This is a genomic window from Proluteimonas luteida (assembly GCF_021191695.1).
GTDB classification, from domain to species: Bacteria; Pseudomonadota; Gammaproteobacteria; order Xanthomonadales; family Xanthomonadaceae; genus Luteimonas; species Luteimonas luteida.
The window spans coordinates 1-15,571 of record NZ_JAIWPT010000025.1 but is presented as its reverse complement, the minus strand read 5'-3'; the positions used below and the strand labels follow the sequence as shown (position 1 = coordinate 15,571).

15 protein-coding genes and 1 pseudogene are annotated in these 15,571 nt (G+C 71.5%); 10 read left to right on the top strand and 6 right to left on the bottom strand.

Features of this window, described 5'->3' with window-relative positions; genetic code table 11:
* Positions 1–348 precede the first annotated feature (348 nt).
* Positions 349–1,338 carry a hypothetical protein gene (locus tag LDO26_RS16755; RefSeq protein WP_232132240.1) on the top strand — a complete coding sequence of 330 codons (990 nt, stop codon included), beginning with the start codon at positions 349–351 and terminating at the stop codon, positions 1,336–1,338.
* 58 nt (positions 1,339–1,396) lie between these two features.
* Here LDO26_RS16755 and hemE read toward each other — a convergent pair whose 3' ends face one another.
* Entirely contained in the window at positions 1,397–2,470 is a 1,074-nt protein-coding gene (gene hemE / locus LDO26_RS16750) for a uroporphyrinogen decarboxylase (RefSeq protein WP_232132239.1), read from the bottom strand.
* 161 nt (positions 2,471–2,631) lie between these two features.
* On the opposite strand from hemE, the gene LDO26_RS16745 reads away from it, so the two are divergent.
* Positions 2,632–3,396: a hypothetical protein gene (locus LDO26_RS16745; RefSeq protein WP_232132238.1), complete on the top strand. Its 765-nt coding sequence runs from the start codon at positions 2,632–2,634 to the stop codon at positions 3,394–3,396.
* Positions 3,397–3,445: 49 nt separating this feature from the next.
* Here the strand turns inward: LDO26_RS16745 and aroB are convergent, their stop codons facing one another.
* Positions 3,446–4,549, bottom strand: a complete 1,104-nt coding sequence (gene aroB, locus LDO26_RS16740; protein WP_232132255.1) for a 3-dehydroquinate synthase — start codon at positions 4,547–4,549, stop codon at positions 3,446–3,448.
* A gap of 15 nt (positions 4,550–4,564) precedes the next feature.
* A pseudogene (locus LDO26_RS16735) lies at positions 4,565–5,104 on the bottom strand (shikimate kinase); the annotation flags it as partial.
* A 112-nt stretch (positions 5,105–5,216) separates the two neighbouring features.
* Here LDO26_RS16735 and LDO26_RS16730 point away from each other — a divergent pair.
* The gene (locus LDO26_RS16730; protein WP_232132237.1) at positions 5,217–5,420 is read left to right on the top strand and encodes a dodecin family protein; all 204 of its coding nucleotides are present in this window, start codon (positions 5,217–5,219) and stop codon (positions 5,418–5,420) included.
* Positions 5,421–5,425: 5 nt separating this feature from the next.
* Here LDO26_RS16730 and LDO26_RS16725 read toward each other — a convergent pair whose 3' ends face one another.
* On the bottom strand, positions 5,426–8,182 hold the full coding sequence (locus LDO26_RS16725; protein ID WP_232132236.1) for a protein kinase domain-containing protein: 2,757 nt from the start codon (positions 8,180–8,182) through the stop codon (positions 5,426–5,428).
* 145 nt (positions 8,183–8,327) lie between these two features.
* On the opposite strand from LDO26_RS16725, the gene LDO26_RS16720 reads away from it, so the two are divergent.
* From LDO26_RS16720 to LDO26_RS16695, 6 genes are all read left to right on the top strand, one after another.
* On the top strand, positions 8,328–9,221 hold the full coding sequence (locus LDO26_RS16720) for an OmpA family protein (RefSeq protein WP_232132235.1): 894 nt from the start codon (positions 8,328–8,330) through the stop codon (positions 9,219–9,221).
* 110 nt (positions 9,222–9,331) lie between these two features.
* Positions 9,332–10,279: a hypothetical protein gene (locus LDO26_RS16715; RefSeq protein ID WP_232132234.1), complete on the top strand. Its 948-nt coding sequence runs from the start codon at positions 9,332–9,334 to the stop codon at positions 10,277–10,279.
* Entirely contained in the window at positions 10,266–11,090 is an 825-nt protein-coding gene (locus tag LDO26_RS16710; protein WP_232132233.1) for a hypothetical protein, read from the top strand. Before LDO26_RS16715 ends, LDO26_RS16710 begins: the two co-directional genes overlap by 14 nt.
* A 38-nt stretch (positions 11,091–11,128) precedes the next feature.
* On the top strand, positions 11,129–11,398 hold the full coding sequence (locus LDO26_RS16705) for a hypothetical protein (RefSeq protein WP_232132232.1): 270 nt from the start codon (positions 11,129–11,131) through the stop codon (positions 11,396–11,398).
* Positions 11,399–11,505: 107 nt separating this feature from the next.
* Positions 11,506–12,084, top strand: a complete 579-nt coding sequence (locus tag LDO26_RS16700) for a hypothetical protein (RefSeq protein WP_232132231.1) — start codon at positions 11,506–11,508, stop codon at positions 12,082–12,084.
* Positions 12,081–12,638, top strand: a complete 558-nt coding sequence (locus LDO26_RS16695; RefSeq protein WP_232132230.1) for a hypothetical protein — start codon at positions 12,081–12,083, stop codon at positions 12,636–12,638. Before LDO26_RS16700 ends, LDO26_RS16695 begins: the two co-directional genes overlap by 4 nt.
* Positions 12,639–12,767: 129 nt before the next feature.
* Here the strand turns inward: LDO26_RS16695 and LDO26_RS16690 are convergent, their stop codons facing one another.
* Positions 12,768–13,604 (bottom strand): Ivy family c-type lysozyme inhibitor, encoded by an 837-nt coding sequence (locus tag LDO26_RS16690; RefSeq protein ID WP_232132229.1) that lies wholly within the window; start codon positions 13,602–13,604, stop codon positions 12,768–12,770.
* 96 nt (positions 13,605–13,700) lie between these two features.
* Positions 13,701–14,501, bottom strand: a complete 801-nt coding sequence (locus LDO26_RS16685) for a kinase (RefSeq protein WP_232132228.1) — start codon at positions 14,499–14,501, stop codon at positions 13,701–13,703.
* A gap of 83 nt (positions 14,502–14,584) precedes the next feature.
* Between LDO26_RS16685 and pdxH the strand changes: the two genes are divergently transcribed.
* Positions 14,585–15,190: a pyridoxamine 5'-phosphate oxidase gene (pdxH, locus tag LDO26_RS16680; RefSeq protein ID WP_232132227.1), complete on the top strand. Its 606-nt coding sequence runs from the start codon at positions 14,585–14,587 to the stop codon at positions 15,188–15,190.
* Positions 15,191–15,571: the final 381 nt, after the last annotated feature.

Sequence of the window (15,571 nt, the reverse complement as noted above, 5' to 3'; positions counted from 1 at the left end):
CGACGCCCGCATCGCGCGGGCCGAGGCGCTGCGCAGACCTGCGATGCCGGCGAGCTGTGTGCGCTGTCGCGGCGCCTGCGCGGCCCGGCCGCGGCGCTGCTGCAGGCGGCGCTGCCGCCGGACGGCGACGATCGCCGCCCGTTCTGGCGCCGTCTGCCGGAACTGCTGTCCGGGCGCCGCGCGGCGCGTCCAGGGCACGGACGGCTGTTGTGTCCGGGCACCGTGTCCTACGAATAGCGTCCCTGTCGGCGTGGCGGCAGGGCAGGTCGCGGGGCGCATGTGCGGATTGACGGCGCGCCGGCTGCGGGTGATCGTGCGCGGAAGGACGCCGTGACACGGGAGCAGGCCATGCTGCGCAGGGGACGGGAACGCAGGGAGCGGCCGGGCGCCGGACGCCGTCCCGGTGCGGGACTGGTTGCGCTGCTTGCGCTGTGCGGCGTTGCCGGCAGCGTGCACGCGGCGCAGGACGATCCTGCGTTCCTGGGCGGCTTCCTGCGCGAGACCCGCATCGTCTATCCGCTGTCGGTCGGAGACTGGCATGCGGTGGGGGAGCACCGTTTCGACCAGCCCGAGCTCGGCGTGTCGGTCCGTTACGTCGATCCCGCGCGCCCGGATCACGCGCTGGACGTCTACTTCTATCCGGCCGGCCAGATCGGCCCCGCGCAGCTCGACCGGCACATGCAGCAGTCCGTCGCCGAGCTGAAGGCGATCGCGGGGCATCCCGGCTACTACCGCGCCATCGCGTTTTCGCCGGTCCGGCGGCAGCGCGTGGCACTGCCCGGCGTCGAGCCCGAGGCCGTCGACGGCGAGCTGCGCTCGGTGGATGCGCTGATGGCGCAACCGCAGGGCGATTACCACTCGGCGATGGTGATCGCCGCCGCCCGCCTGTATTTCGTCAAGGCCCGCTACAGCGTGCCCGCCGCGGCGATGCGGCAGGCGCAGGCGCGCACGTCGCTGGAGGCGTTCGTTGTCCGGCTTCTGCCGCAGACCCTGATCGCGAGCACCGGCGACTGCGCGGCGCCGCTTCCGGTGGAGTTGCTGCCGCAGGACCAGGCCCTGCCGGAGACGGACCTGCTGCAGATCCACGGGGACGATGTGGCGGGTGCGGTGCTGACCGCGGACTTCCGGGTCGTGGCCCGTGCCGGGGATGCGGACAGTGCCCGGCTGCTGGCCGCGCTCGGGACGGCATTGCGCGATAGCCGGTTCCCGGGTTGCGTCGGCGAGTCCCCGGTCAACCCGGAGGTACCCGACGGCAGTCGCGAGATCAGGCTGGAATACCGCGACGGCCGGGTACGCGGACGACCGGCGACAGGCGGGCGCGCCCGCGCGGAGGTGTAGCCGGCGCCGGCAGGCCCGGGCCCGGCAGGGACGGGCTTGCCCGCTTGGTTCCGGGCCGTCAGCGCGCGCTGTAGGCGTGCACCTCGTCGACCAGCACGCCGACGTGGGCGGGATCCATGTCCGGCGACATGCCGTGGCCGAGGTTGAACACGTGGCCCTCGCGCGAGCCGCCGTTGCCGTCGCGGTAGCTGTCCAGCGCCCGGCGCGCCTCGGCGCGGATCGCCTCGGGCGCGCCGTACAGCGTGGCCGGGTCGAGGTTGCCCTGCAGCGCGACGCGGCCGCCGGTGCGACGCGCGGCCTCGCCCAGTTCGACCAGCCAGTCGACGCCCACGCCTTCGGCGCCGGACCGCGACAGTTCGTCCAGGTACGCGGCATTGCCCTTGCCGAACAGGATCAGGGGCGTGCGGTCCGCGCCGTCGCCGCGCGGCAGTTCGCGCGCGATGCGGCCCAGGTAGGGCAGCGAGAATTCCCGGTACATCGCCGGCGACAGCACGCCGCCCCAAGTATCGAACACCTGCAGCGCCTGCGCGCCGGCCGCGCGCTGCGCGGACAGGTACGCGATCACCGCGTCGGTGTTCACCGACAGCAGCGCGTGCAGCGCCTTCGGGTCGTTCAGCGCCATCGCCTTGATCCGCGCGAAGTCCTTGCTGCCGCCGCCTTCGACCATGTAGCAGGCCAGCGTCCACGGGCTGCCGGAGAAGCCGATCAGCGGCACCCGGCCGTCGAGTTCGCGGCGGATCACCCGCACCGCGTCCATGACGTAGCCGAGGTCGGTCTCCATGTCGGGCACGCCGAGTTTCGCGATGGCCGCGGCGTCGCGCACCGGGTGGCGGAACTTCGGGCCTTCGCCTTCGACGAAATACAGGTCCAGGCCCATCGCGTCGGGGATGGTGAGGATGTCGGAGAACAGGATCGCCGCGTCGAGGTCGAAGCGCGCCAGCGGCTGCAGCGTGACCTCGCAGGCGATGTCGGGATTCTTGGCCATCGCCAGGAAACTGCCCGCCTTCGCGCGCGTGGCGCGGTACTCGGGCAGGTAGCGGCCGGCCTGGCGCATCAGCCAGACGGGAGTGCGGTCCACCGGCTCCCGGCGCAGGGCGCGCAGCAGGCGGTCGTTCTTCAGCGGTGCGGGCAAGACGGGATTCCTTGTGGGAAGGCTGGCGTCATCTGCCGGTCATCGCGGCAGACAGGTGCCTGGGCCGCATTGTACGGGGCGCCCCGGGAACCGGCGATCGCTTGTCCGTATGATCGTGTCCATTCCCGCACAACGCGCGATGCAGCGCCGGACGACCGCAGATGCGCAACATCGATTTCAGTTCCTGGAACGCCACGCTTTCGACCCTGCTGGGCATCGTGCTGGTGTCGCTGATCGTGGTCGGCATCCGGCTGGTGTTCATGCAGATCATCCAGCGCAGGCGCGAGCGCCAGAACCGCCAGATCAACGAACGGCTGAAGACCCTGATCGCCGCCTACAAGGTGCTCGGCGGCTCGTTCACCGGCGAGCTCACCGTCGACCCGGCCCACCTGCGCGACCTGCGCCGGCGGGCGGCGCTGGCCGGGCCCGGCTCGCAGCCGCAGGCGGAACTGGTGCAGGCCGAGGCGGCGCAGGCGGAAGCGGAGGCCGCGATCGATGCCGGGGACGGCGACGCGATCGACACACCCGCCGCGGAACGCCGGCGGCGCATCCGCGATGCGGTGGAGGCCGCGCTGTCGGACGTGATCCTGCTCGGCACCGAAGAGCAGGTGCGGCTCGCGGCCGAGGCGGCGAGCGACATGGTGGCCGGCCGGGCCGTGCACACGCGCACGCTGGTGGTGTCGCTGCGCGCGTTCATCCGCAAGGCGCTGGACCTGGAGCCGGTTCCGCGCGACGTGACGATCCCCGACCAGGGGCCGCTGCGGACCGAGATCGGCGGAAAGCGCGGCGGCGATGGCGGCGGCCGCGGCGGTGGTGGAGGCGGGGGAGGTGGCGGCGGAGGCGGCGGAATGGGCGCGGGGATGGGCATGGGCATGGGGGCCGGCCTGGGCCTCGGCCGGACCGGTTCCGACAGCGATACGCGCTGACGCCTTCGCGTTTCCGCCTGGCGACCTGCGGGCCCGCCGCGGCCGCGCTTCAGCCCGCGCGCAGTACCTCGATCACCGCGCTCTCCGGCACGTCGGCCAGCACCCGCGCGCGGCCGATGCCGTCCCAGACCACGAACCGCAGGCCGCCGGCCTGCGCCTTTTTGTCCAGGCGCATGTGCGCGACCAGGCGTCCGGGGTCGAGGCCGGGCGGCAGCGCGACCGGCAGGCCGAAGCGCTGCAGCAGCGCGCGCAGGCGGTCGCCATCCTCGGTTTTCGCGAACCCCAGCGCCTCCGACAGCCGCGCGGCGAGGACCATGCCGACCGCGACCGCCTCGCCGTGGTTGAGGCCGTCGTAGCCCTGTTCGGTCTCGATCGCATGACCGAAGGTGTGACCGAGGTTCAGCAGCGCGCGCTCGCCGTGCTCGAACGGGTCGCGCTCGACGATTGCGGCCTTGTGCGCGCAACTGCGGGCGATGGCCTCGGCCAGCGCGGCGTCGTCCATCGCCAGCAGCGCGTCGGCGTTGTCGTCGAGCCAGTCGAGGAACGCGGCGTCGCCCAGCGCGCCGTACTTGACGACCTCCGCCAGTCCCGCGCGCAGCTCGCGGGCGGGAAGCGTGCGCAGCGCACCGGTGTCGGCGATCACCGCGCGCGGCGGATGGAATGCGCCGACCAGGTTCTTGCCCTGCGGCAGGTCCACCGCGGTCTTGCCGCCGACCGAGGAGTCGACCATCGCCAGCAGCGTGGTCGGCAGCTGCACGCAGTCGATGCCGCGCATCCAGCACGCGGCGGCGAATCCCGCGAGATCGCCGATGACGCCGCCGCCGAGCGCGAACAGCGTGGCGTCGCGTCGCAACCGGGCGTCGGCCAGCGCGTTCACGACCTCGGTGAAATGCGCCAGGGTCTTGGCCGCTTCGCCGGCCGGCAGCACGTGGGTGTGGACATGCAGGCCGGGCCGCGCCGCGCGCAGGGCGTCGGCGACCCGCTGCGCGTACAGCGGTGCGACGTTGCGGTCGCTGACGATCATCGCCGCGTTGCCGCGCACCGGCGCGGCCAGCAGCGCGCCGTCGTCGAGCAGGCCGGGGCCGATGGTGATGGCATAGGGCCGGTCGCCGCCGACGGCGACGCTGCGGGCGGACGGGTGTGCTTCGGTCATGCGGGATCCGGACGTGGCGGGGCGCGGCGGGCGCGCGAGGTGGGATTCGATCAACGCGATCAGCTGGGCGGCGGCATCGGCGGGCGGCTGGCTGCCGGTCTCGAAGCGCAGTTCCGCGGCTTCCGCATACAGCGGCGCGCGCACCTCGGCGAGCTGGCGCAGCACCGCCTCGCGGTCGTCGCCGGCCAGCAGCGGCCGCGAACGGTCGCGCGCCAGCCGCGCCAGCTGCTGGTCGACGTCGGCATGCAGGTGGACCACCAGGCCGTGCGCGCGCATCGCCGTGCGGCTGCCGGCATCGAGCACCGCGCCACCGCCGGTGGCGATGACCCGCGGCGGGCCGTCGAGCAGCGACTGCAGCACGAGGCGCTCGCGCGCGCGAAAGCCGGCCTCGCCCTCGCATTCGAAGATCAACGGGATGCTTGCCCCGGTCCGCCGTTCGATCTCGTGGTCGACGTCGACGAAGGCGAGGCCGAAATGCGCGGCGATGCGGCGGCCGATCGAGGATTTGCCCGAGCCCATCGGGCCGACCAGGACGAGGGTGCGGGGAAATGGCATCCGGGCATGCTAGCAGCGCCCGCGGCGGGCGACACGGATAACGGAAGCCTCACTCCGGATTACACCGGTGCCGCGATGGTGGGGACCCCATCGCAGCCACAGGAGACAGGCCATGTCGGTCGCCAAGGTCATCGAAATCAACGCCGCCTCGTCCACCAGCATCGAGGACGCGGTACGCCTGGGCGTGTCCAAGACCGCCGAGACGGTCAAAGGCATCCGCGGGGTCTGGGTCAACGAGATCAAGGCCGACGTCGGTGACGACGGCGGCATCAGCCAGTGGCGGGTGAACCTGCGGATCACCTTCATCGTCGACTGACGCAGTCATTTGCCGGCCACGGTCCGGTCGCCGGCAAGCAGCGCCTGCAGTTGCGCGATGTCGGCATCGTCCTCGGTGCCGAGCGCGACCAGGGCATGGGTCGCATCGGTCAGCAAGGGCAGGCCCGCCGCTGCATCGCCCGACAGCAGCAGGATGCGTCCCCGCAGTGCGCGCAGGCGATGCTCCCAGCCGGGCGTGGAGTCGCCGGCGGTCAGCGCGGTGGCGCTGAGGCCCTCGGCCATCCGCAGCGCCTCGCTGTACTGTCCTTCGTCGGCGAGCGCATTCGCGAGGGCGTAGCGGAAGCTATGCGCAGCGACGTTGTCTTCGCCGTAGTGCTTGCGCAATCCGGTTTCGGCCTGGCGCAGGTAGTCGAGTCCCGCCTCGCGGTCGCCGCAATCGCGCTCCTTGAAGCCGAGGTTGCCGGTCTCGATCAGCGTGGCCTGCCGTTCCTCGCCGTAGCGCGCGGCCATGCGTTCGCGCACGGTACGCGCGATCGGCAGCGCCTGGCCGCAGTCGCCGGCGTAGTCGTGGATGCTCGCCACCGTCGACAGCTGGATCAGCGTGGAATAATCGTCCGGTCCGAGAATGCGTTCGGTGACGGCTGCGGCGGATTCGGCCAGCGGCAGGGCTTCCTCGTACCGGCCCAGGTTGCGCAGCGCGCGCGCCAGCATGATGCGGTGGCCGGCGACCTTGCCCTCGCCGATGCGGCCGGCATCGAACAGCGGGTCGGCGAGCATGGCGCGTAACTGCGCGGTGGCGCCTTTCAGGTCGCCCTGGCGCAGCGCGGCATCGGCGAGGTTCTCGCGGATCGTCGCGGCCGTCAGCGCGTCGTCCGGACGCACCAGCCGCTGCAGCCGGTCGGCGCGACGGTAGGCCTCCAGCGCGGGGTCGATCTGCAGTTGCTGGAAGTGGAACACGCCACGCGCGTAGGCCGCTTCCAGCGCCAGTTCGCTGTCGCCTTGCAGGCGCGTGCCGGCGGCGTGGTCGGTGGCGTCCAGCAGCCTGCCGGCTTCGGCGAACTGTTCGGCCGCGTTGGCATAGGCCAGGTTGCGGGCGAGCGTGTAGCGGGTCTTGAGCGTCAGTTCGTCGGCTTCGCCGAAGGCCAATGCATAGTGGCGTTCGGCTTCCTGCATGTGGCGGACGGCGCGTTCGCGGTCGCCGAGCGTGCGCCAGGCCTGGCCCAGCGCGGCGTGCACGCCGCCGCGCATGGCCGGATCGTCGGCGAAGCGGTCGGCGATCTGCGCGGAGGCGTGTTCCAGCACTTCGCGCATGCCGGGATCGCGCTCGAAGCCGGTGCCGCCCGGGCTCAGTGCGCCGAGCAGGTCGTCGCTGAGGAAGCGCGCCACTGCCTCGGCGCGTGCCGCCTGCATCGCGGCGGTCCGGCGCTGCTGTTCGCTGCGTTGCCAGAACAGCGTGCTCGCCAGCAGGCCGACGCTGAGTACCGCGATGGTCGCGACGATCCACGGCCTGCGCGCCTGCGTCTGCTCCAGCGCCCGCTGCGCGACTTGCGCCGCGCGCTCGACAGCGGCGCTGCGCTGGGCGTCCTCGCGGCGGCGCGGCAGCGACGACAGCCGTTCAATGAGCTCGGCGACGCTGCCCAGCCGCCGCGATGGATCGCCGTCGGTGGCGCGGGTGATGTCCTCCACCAGCAGCGGGTCGGCGATGTCGCGTTCCCAGCCGGGCGCCATCGGCCGCCGCAGGTCGCCGGCCATCCACTGGTACAGCAGGATGCCGAGCGCGTAGAGGTCGCTGCGCACCGTGGGCGGTTGCCCGGCGATGAGCTCCGGCGCGAGGTAGAGCGGCGTGCCGGAACCGTCGCTGCCGCCGGCGCCGGTCAGCGTCAGGCCCAGTCCGGTGATGCCCAGTTCCGCCAGGCGCTCGGGCTGCAGCAGCCGGCTGTTGCCGAAGTCGGTCAGGCAGGCCTGCCAGCGTCCGTCGGGCCGCTGCCTCACCAGCACGTTGGCCGGCTTGATGTCCTTGTGCAGCACGCCGACGCCGTGCGCCGCGTCCACCGCACGCGCGATCTGGAGGAAGAAGTCCAGCCGTTCGGCCTGGTCCCGGTGCGCGAGCAGGTCGTGGTTGGCCGTCCAGTCGGGCAATGCCTCGCCGCCGTATTCGCATTCGAGGAAATAGGGCTCGGATTCGAAGTTCCAGTCGATGACACGAACGAAATCCGCGCGCTCGCCCAGCGTGTCGCGCAGCACGCGCATCAGCGTGGCTTCGCGCTTGATCGCCGACAGCTGTTCGCCGCCGGGGCTGAACTTGAACACGCGCGACTCGCGGCTGCGTGGCTGCCGCGCCAGCCAGACTTCGCTGCCGAGCGTCTGGGCAAGCGGTCGTTCCAGCAGGAAGTGCTCGCGCCCGGGGACGGGTTGCCCCGCTTCGAACTTCAGTTCGCCGCCCAGCCGCTGGCCGACCGCGATGCGCTCCACCGGGCCGCCGAAGCGGTAGCCGATGCGCGGCACGGTGGTGATGCGGCCCTCGCCGCTGGCGTCCAGTGCCTTGCGCAACTTGCCGATCGCGGTCGCGAGCACATGGTCCACGGTGACGCGGCCGGCCCAGACCGTGTCGAACAGTTCTTCCTTGGTCACCACTTCCCCGGCGTGGCGCAGCAGCAGGGCGAGCACCTGCAGCGGCTTGTGCTCGATCTCCACCGGCAGGCCGGCCAGCCGCAGTTCGTAGCGCGCCTCGTCGAACTCCACCGCGCCGAAGCGCCAGCGGTACAGACGGGTATCGCGCGGCACGGCGGGGTCGCGGGGCATGTGCGGATGATAGCGAGCGCAGCCGTGCGGGGAGACGGCCGGCGCCAGGGGTGAAGCGACGGCTTGAAGGTTTCTTGAAGGCCGCTTGAGGACTGCCGGCGGCCTGGCGTCCAGCCTTGGGCCGGGATGCAACGGAGACCACGCCATGCGCAATGACCCGCAGCCACGGACCCGCCTGCTCGCGGCGATGGCATGCGTGCTGTCCGCCCTGTCCGCGATAGCGCCCGCGAGTGCGGAGTCCGGCGACCCGGAGGGCCAGCGCACGGTGCTTGGCGAATGGGTCGGCACCTATGTCTGCGCGCAGGGACTGACCGGACTGACCCTGACCATCGCCGAGGCGACGCCGGCCGGCGCGCGGGCGCTGTTCCACTTCTACGCCGATCCACGCAATCCGAAGGTGCCGACCGGGTGCTTCACCATGGACGGCGACTACGACCCGGGCAGCGGACGCCTGCGGCTCAGGGGCGGGGAATGGCTGCTGCGCCCCGGTGGATACCGCGTGGTGTCTTTCGACGGCGAGGTCGACGCCGAAGGCCGTCGCTTCAGCGGCCAGGTCGCCGGGGCCTCGGGCTGCAAGCTGTTCGACCTGGGGCGTCGTCCGTCGCCGACGCCGGCACCGGCGCAATGCACGATCGCGATGCCGGTGGCGCAGCCGGGGCTGGTGGATGCCGGCGACATCGGCGCGGTGCTGTCCGCGGATGGCCGGATCGACCTCGACATCCTGTTCGACTTCGGCCAGGCCAGCCTGCGCGCCGATGGCACCCGCCAGCTCGACGAACTGGGTCGCGTCCTGCTGTCGCCGGCGCTGGCGCAGCGGCGCGTCGGCCTGCACGGGCACACCGACGCGGTCGGAAGCGCGGAGGCGAACCGGTTGCTGTCCGAACGTCGCGCACGGACGGTGCGCGATTACCTGGTCGACGCTTTCCGGATTCCCGGCGACCGCTTCGACGTGCACGGACATGGCGAGGACCGCCTGAAGCGCCCGGCCGCGCCCGAGGACCCGGCGAATCGCCGGGTCGAGGTGGTGCTGCTGGACTGACCCGGGGAGGCGCACGGGCTTGAAGGTTTCTTGAGCGCGGCGTGAGGACCCACGATGGCGGATGCCCCGACGATCCGGCGACCTCACCGGGGACCATGCGGATGAACCACATGCAGACACATCGATGCTTCTTCCTGGCCGCGGCGGCGGCCCTCGCGCTTGCAGCCTGCGGAGGCGGACAGGACGGGGATGCCGCCTCCGGCGACGGATCGGCGGCCGCGGTCGGCGCCGCCGATCCGGCCGTCGCCGATGGCAGCGCGGCGCTGCGCTGTCCGCCGCCGGTCCGCAAGGACCTGGCCGGCCCCGACATCATCGGCATCCGGACCGGCATGACCGCCGACGAGGCGCTGGCCACCGCGCGCTGCGCGCTCGGAGAGGACGCGGAGGTCAAGGCGGGGAACCGCTGGCTCGACCGCCTGGAGACCTACGGCGTCGAGCTCGGCACGCAGACCTTCACCGTGCGCAAGGGCGACCACCGCCCCTGCGACTTCCAGCGCGAATGGCAGCAGTGCGAGGGTGGACTGAAATGGGGCCACGTCGACGAGATCGTCACGGTCGCCACGCCCGGAGCGCCGGGGAAGGAAACCGCGCTCGGCGTCTGGCGCACGCAGACGTTCCGCGAGGGCGAGATGCCGCCGGTGCAGGCGCTGCTGGATGCGCTGGTGTCCAAGTACGGCCCGCCGCAGATCACCGAGAACTCGGATGCGCCGAGAGGCTACTCGGCGGGAAGCCGCGACATGGAGTGGGTGTTCGATCGCGCCGGCAATCCGCTGGCCGAGGCCAACCCGATGTTCGGGCAGTGCCGCGGCGCGGTCCATGCGCACAAGGGCGATACCAACGCGCGGTGGCATGATGGCTGCGGGTTAAGCATCCGTACGCGCGTGCTGCTCAGCGGCAAGAACCCGGGGCTGGCGATGGAGGTGAGCAGCGCGATGCTGCACCAGAGCGAGCTGTTCTCGCAGGTGGAGGCGATGCAGGCCGAACTGCGCCAGCTCGGCCAGGCGCGACGCGACGCGGAAGTGCAGCAGGCAGGGGAGGCCGGCGATGTCCGGCTCTGATCGCGCGCCGCGGTGCGTGCGCACGGCGCTGCTGGCCGCCACGCTGCTTTCGCTGGCGGCCTGCGGAGGCGGCGAAGGACCCGCGGTGGAAGCGGTCGTAGGCAATGCCGGAGGGGCTGCGCCGCCGCGCCGGGAGCAAGGTGCGGACACGGCGCCTGCGCGGGGCGGCGGAGCGCGCGCGGCGGACGCGGCGACGGTCGCGCCTGGCCTCGGCGCCCGGGAGCTGGCCTACCCCGAAGACCTGCAGATGGTGCTGCTCGGCTACCGGCTGGAGGGCCGGCAACCGCCGATCGCGGAATGGGCGGCGGCGCAGCACCGCGTGGCTTCGGCGAACGAATTCGAGCGCGCCGACGTGCGGGAACAGGAGCGGGAACGGCTGCAGGCGGTCTATGACGGCACCGAAGGCATCGGACTGCTGCGCCTGAACGTCGACGCGAGGATCGGCGAGTACGACGGATCGCGCGGCGGCTACTACCTGGATGCGTTCACGCCCGGCAGCGTGTTCCGGTTCTCCGCGCGTCCCGCGCCGAATCCGTTCCGCGACGAAGCGGTCAGCCTGCGCATCGACAATCCTGGCGAGCTGAACTTCTGGGCGCTCGATACCGCCGCCGCACAGGACGTGCTGGCGAAGAACGGCGGACAGCGCCACGTCATGCTGGACAGCCGGCTGCGCATCACCGGCATCGATCGCCGCAGCGGTGGCCCGGAACTGACCGCGACGTTGTTGCGCTACGCGATCGTCAGTACCAGGTACCAGCAGCCGACGGTGCTCGGTGAACTCCGGTTCGACGACGCCAGCCAAGGGGAGTGACGCGAGTGAAGGCGAGGACGATCGCGGCCGTACTGTCCATGCTGCTGCTTGCGGCCTGCGGCGACGACCTGAAAGGCACGTTCGAGGACGAGATGGGGCTGACCAGCCTGACCTTCCACGGCGACGGCAAGGTGGTGCAGTCCTCGCCGCTGGCGGCAGTGGAGGCGGAGATGCGGTACGAGGTCGACGGCGACAGGATCCGCCTGACCAATCCCGAGGCAGGCACCCATGCGGCGCTGGTGCTGACCCGGATCGACGACGACACCCTGTCCGGGCCGATGGGTTTCCGCTACAGGCGCAAGAAGTAGCAAACAAGCAATGGCGGCGTGTGCCGCGCGCCGGCACGCAGGCGACAGATGTCCCTCTTTGATGACCACCACGATCCGCGGGAGACCACACAGTGAAGACGGCCACCATGCTTCCCCTCGCCCTTGCCGCCCTGGCCCTGGCCGGCTGTGGCGACGGGCTGTCCAAAGGCGCGCTGGGCAAGATCGTCGACGCGGAACTGCAGCGGCGCCATGAACCCGTCTGCTGGTCCCTGCAGAACAACGCCGTGTCCTGGCCGGTGACCGTGGACTTCGGATTCGATTCGCCCGCGCGGGAGCCGGTCCTCGTCGGTGCGGTCGAGGCCGGAATCCTCGACCTGCAGAACCCGAACAGCCAGTTGCCGCTGGGCGAGCAGTTGCGCATCGGCAACGCCTCCCGGAACCGCTGGTCCATCGACCTCACCGGCAAGGGCCGCCAGGCCGGCGCCTGGGACAGCCGGAAGGGGCTGTGCATCGGCCGCCGGCGCCTGCACGAGATCGTGCGCTGGACCGAGCCGGCCGAAGGCGATGGCGCGCGCTACACCGAGGTGACCTACACCTGGACGCTCCAGGACGCACCGAAGTGGGTGGAGCCCGTACATTTCGCCGAGATCGAAGGTGCGGTCGAGCCGGTGGAGAGCAGCATGACGCTGGTCAAGACCAGCGACGGCTGGCGTTCGCCGTATTGATCCGGGACCAGGCCATCGTGGCCGCCGCGCCGCCGTATTCGCAATCACCGAAAAGAGGTAAAGACATGGCGATGATCCGGAACGATCCGGCACGCGTGGCGTTCGCCTGCATCCTGGCCGTGGCAGGCGCATCCTGCGATGCGGCCGGGGAGGCGCCTGTCGCCGTGGATGCGCCGCAGGTGGCCGAAGCGCAGGTGTTGGACGGACTGCCGCTCGGGCCCGGCTTCTACGTGCGCACCGACGCCGAGTGCGGCGCGGCATCGTCCGCGACCCTGGCGCTGGTGCGGCGCGACGGCATCGGTGAGTGCAGCTTCGTGCGGATCGAACGCATCGCCGAGTCGCGCTACCGCGTCGAGGAAAGCTGTCGCAACCGCCAGGCGCCCCCGGGCCGTGAACACGAGCGTGACGAGTTCACGCAGGCGTACGAGATCCTCGCCGAGGATCGCTACCGGATCACCTTCGAGTACGGCGAGTCGGCGGAATTCCGCTTCTGTCCCCAGCAGAGCCTGCCCGATCCGTGGCGGGGCAACGATATTTCCGATGTGACCGGATAGGGACGGCGCGTCCACGTCGTGGCGTTTCCCGCAGTCCCGGTGTTGCCGTCGGGGCGCCGCACGCGCACGGCGCGGCGTCGCAGACGTTCGACGGTGGTTGCAGTAGGTGGACGAATTGCTCTCGGCCTTTCACTCCGGCCCGCAGCCTGCGGCATCCTGCCGTGGCGGCGTACCACTGCGATAGTGATGCGTGGCCACCGGCGTACTGCGGGCATCATGGCGGCACGCATCCATGTGGCCGCCGCGCGCGTCCACCCGCAGTGTCCAGTCATGGGCGATGCAGGCATGCGCCTGGCAGCCTTCGAGGATCAGCAGCTGGCCTTCGCGGCGGACCGGCTGCCAGGGGCTGGAACCGTCGAGCAGATGGCCGCGCAGTTCCGCATCGTGCGGCATGTCTTCCCAGGCGGCACGGAACAGCGGATGGTCGAGCAGGCGGACGCCAGCAACCGGGTCGTGCGGGTAGAGGCCGGCATAGACGGCCAGATCGACGGGGACCTGTTCCGCGATGCCGTTTTCGACCCCGTGCGCGCGGGCGAAGCCGGGTTCGATGCGGAAGACGGTGCATGGCGATCGTCCCGACGACATCCAGTACAGGTGCTGCGCCGTGGCCGAGACATGAACCGTCGGCTCGCGCGTCAGCCAGTCCGGGTTCCAGGCGTCGCGCTGCGGGCCGGACACGTTGCAGTCGGCCGGATCGAGCCGGCCATACAGGCGGAAATTGGGCGGGATGTGGCAGCCGGGCCCACAGATCCGGCGATCCTCGATCGCGACCGGGCAGTTGAAACTGGTGCCGCCGATCCTGCCCGACAGCGAGGCGCGCCCGGCATCGTATGCGCGGAAGGTCGCATGCTGGCCGTCGTCGCCATGGGTGCATTGCAGGACGCCATCGTCGGCGCGGACCGGCGCAGGCAGGGGCAGCAGGGCCAACGCGGCGATCGTCAGGCAAAGATGGAACCTGGCAGGCATGATCCCTCCGGCATCCGGCCGCGGCGCGGAGAGGCACGCGCACGCACGACGCAACTGTCGCATACCGGTTCGCGCGGCGTCACCGCTTCCGGCGTTTCAGCATTGCGGGTTGCGCGCCGCATCCAGCGCGATCGTGACATGCGCGAGCCCGGGCAGCGTGCGCAGCGCCTGCCGGCTGACGCGCTCGTAGTGCTGCACGAAGCGGGCGACCTGGGCACGGTCCATGCCGGCGCGTCCGGGCGCGGCCGCCTGCAGCGCCTGTTCCTGCTGCCAGCGCCAGCCGGCGACGACCTCGAAGCCCGGCGGTTGCAGGAACAGCAGCCGGTCGATGCGCCGCCACAGCGCGGGATAGTCGCGCGCCAGTGCGGCGTTGCACCAGCGCCGCCAGCGGCCGTCCGGATCCTCGTCGCGCTCCAGCGCATTGACCGGCTCGGCCAGTGCCGTGTCGTCCTCGGCCGTTGCGCCGACGCACCAGCCTTCGAACAGCACGAGGTCGATGGCCTCCACCCGTGGCCACTGCGCGTGCGGCAGGCGGCGGTCGCCGAGCTTGTCGAAACGCGGCAACTGCACCGCATCGCCGGCGCGCAGCGCATCGAGCACCGCGCAACCGAGTGCGACCTCGTGGGTGCCCGGCGGTCCGCGCGTCGCCAGCAACGGGTGCACGTCGCGCGCCAGCGCCTGGCGCACGTCGTGGTCGAGATACAGGTCGTCGAGCGACAGCACCGCGACCCGCAGGCCGCGGGCGCCGGCGGCATCGGCCAGTTGTCCGGCCAGTGTCGATTTGCCGGTGCCCTGCAGTCCGCTGATGCCGAACACGCGTACATCGGCGGCGACGATGTCGTCGAGCAGGCCGGCGACCAGCGTGTCGGACCAGCGCGGGGCGGAAGAGGGCGGCATCCGCGTACGATAGCGCAGCCGCGCACGGGCCGGATGCCGCAGCAGGGTTCGACAATGCCGCGCGCCGGGGCGATCATCGGCGCATGACCGCGACCATTGCCCTGCTGTCCGAAGCGCTGACCACGTTCGCCACTCTGTTCGACGAGGCCCAGGCCGCCGGCGAGCCCGACCGCACCGCGATGACCGTCGCGACCGCGGCGCTCGACGGACGTCCGTCGGCGCGCACCGTGCTGCTCAAGGCCTGGGATGCGCGCGGCTTCGTGTTCTACACCCATCTCGATGGCCGCAAGGGCCGCGAGCTGCAGGAGAACCCGCAGGCCGCGCTGTTGTTCCACTGGCCGCGCGTGCGCCAGGGCGTGCAGGTGCGCATCGAGGGACCGGTGGTGATCGTCGCCGACGACGAGGCCGATGCCTATTTCGCCTCGCGGCCGCGCGGCAGCCAGCTCGGCGCCTGGGCCTCAAAGCAGTCCGAGGAACTCGACGCGCGCGCCACGTTCGAACGGCGCCTTGAGGCGCTGGAGCGGGAGTTCGCCGGCCGCGAGGTGCCGCGGCCGCCGCGCTGGTCGGGCCTGCGGGTGCGCCCGGACCGGATTGAGTTCTGGTACGGCGCGCAGTACCGCCTGCACGAGCGCTGGCTCTACGAATGCGACGTCACCGGCGACTGCCGCAAGCGGATGCTGTATCCGTAGAACCGGGATCCGGGATTCCGGATTCGCCGGGGCAGGGAACCCGGGCTGTTTTGGTCGCAGGCGCGCGATCCGCCCTGCGCTTGCGCGATTCGATCGAGAACGGTGTCGGGGGACTTCTGCCCCTGCAGGCAGTTAGTTGGAAGAAGCACCGGAAGAAACGGGGCCATCGGCCCCGTTTCTTCCGGTTGATCCATGCTGCGGCTCAGTAGCGGCCATCAGCGGATCGCTCCGGCGGCGGCCATCACAGCCATGCTTTCTGCTGCTCGGGGGTCAGCTCGATGTAGGGCGACTCCTTCGCGGTCGGCGTCGGGCTGCGGCGTGCCCGCAGGATCGCGCGGATGGCGAAGAACAGCACGCTGAACACCACGAACAGGAACAGCA

Excerpts from the sequence above, each read along its gene's own strand:
- LDO26_RS16725 (WP_232132236.1), bottom strand. The coding sequence starts at position 8,182 with ATGCCCCGCGACCCCGCCGTGCCGCGCGATACCCGTCTGTACCGCTGG.
- aroB (WP_232132255.1), bottom strand. The coding sequence starts at position 4,549 with ATGACCGAAGCACACCCGTCCGCCCGCAGCGTCGCCGTCGGCGGCGAC.
- LDO26_RS16720 (WP_232132235.1), top strand. The coding sequence starts at position 8,328 with ATGCGCAATGACCCGCAGCCACGGACCCGCCTGCTCGCGGCGATGGCA.
- LDO26_RS16705 (WP_232132232.1), top strand. The coding sequence starts at position 11,129 with ATGCTGCTGCTTGCGGCCTGCGGCGACGACCTGAAAGGCACGTTCGAG.
- LDO26_RS16700 (WP_232132231.1), top strand. The coding sequence starts at position 11,506 with ATGCTTCCCCTCGCCCTTGCCGCCCTGGCCCTGGCCGGCTGTGGCGAC.
- pdxH (WP_232132227.1), top strand. The coding sequence starts at position 14,585 with ATGACCGCGACCATTGCCCTGCTGTCCGAAGCGCTGACCACGTTCGCC.
- LDO26_RS16745 (WP_232132238.1), top strand. The coding sequence starts at position 2,632 with ATGCGCAACATCGATTTCAGTTCCTGGAACGCCACGCTTTCGACCCTG.
- LDO26_RS16715 (WP_232132234.1), top strand. The coding sequence starts at position 9,332 with ATGCAGACACATCGATGCTTCTTCCTGGCCGCGGCGGCGGCCCTCGCG.
- LDO26_RS16690 (WP_232132229.1), bottom strand. The coding sequence starts at position 13,604 with ATGCCTGCCAGGTTCCATCTTTGCCTGACGATCGCCGCGTTGGCCCTG.
- LDO26_RS16755 (WP_232132240.1), top strand. The coding sequence starts at position 349 with ATGCTGCGCAGGGGACGGGAACGCAGGGAGCGGCCGGGCGCCGGACGC.
- LDO26_RS16685 (WP_232132228.1), bottom strand. The coding sequence starts at position 14,501 with ATGCCGCCCTCTTCCGCCCCGCGCTGGTCCGACACGCTGGTCGCCGGC.
- LDO26_RS16730 (WP_232132237.1), top strand. The coding sequence starts at position 5,217 with ATGTCGGTCGCCAAGGTCATCGAAATCAACGCCGCCTCGTCCACCAGC.
- LDO26_RS16710 (WP_232132233.1), top strand. The coding sequence starts at position 10,266 with ATGTCCGGCTCTGATCGCGCGCCGCGGTGCGTGCGCACGGCGCTGCTG.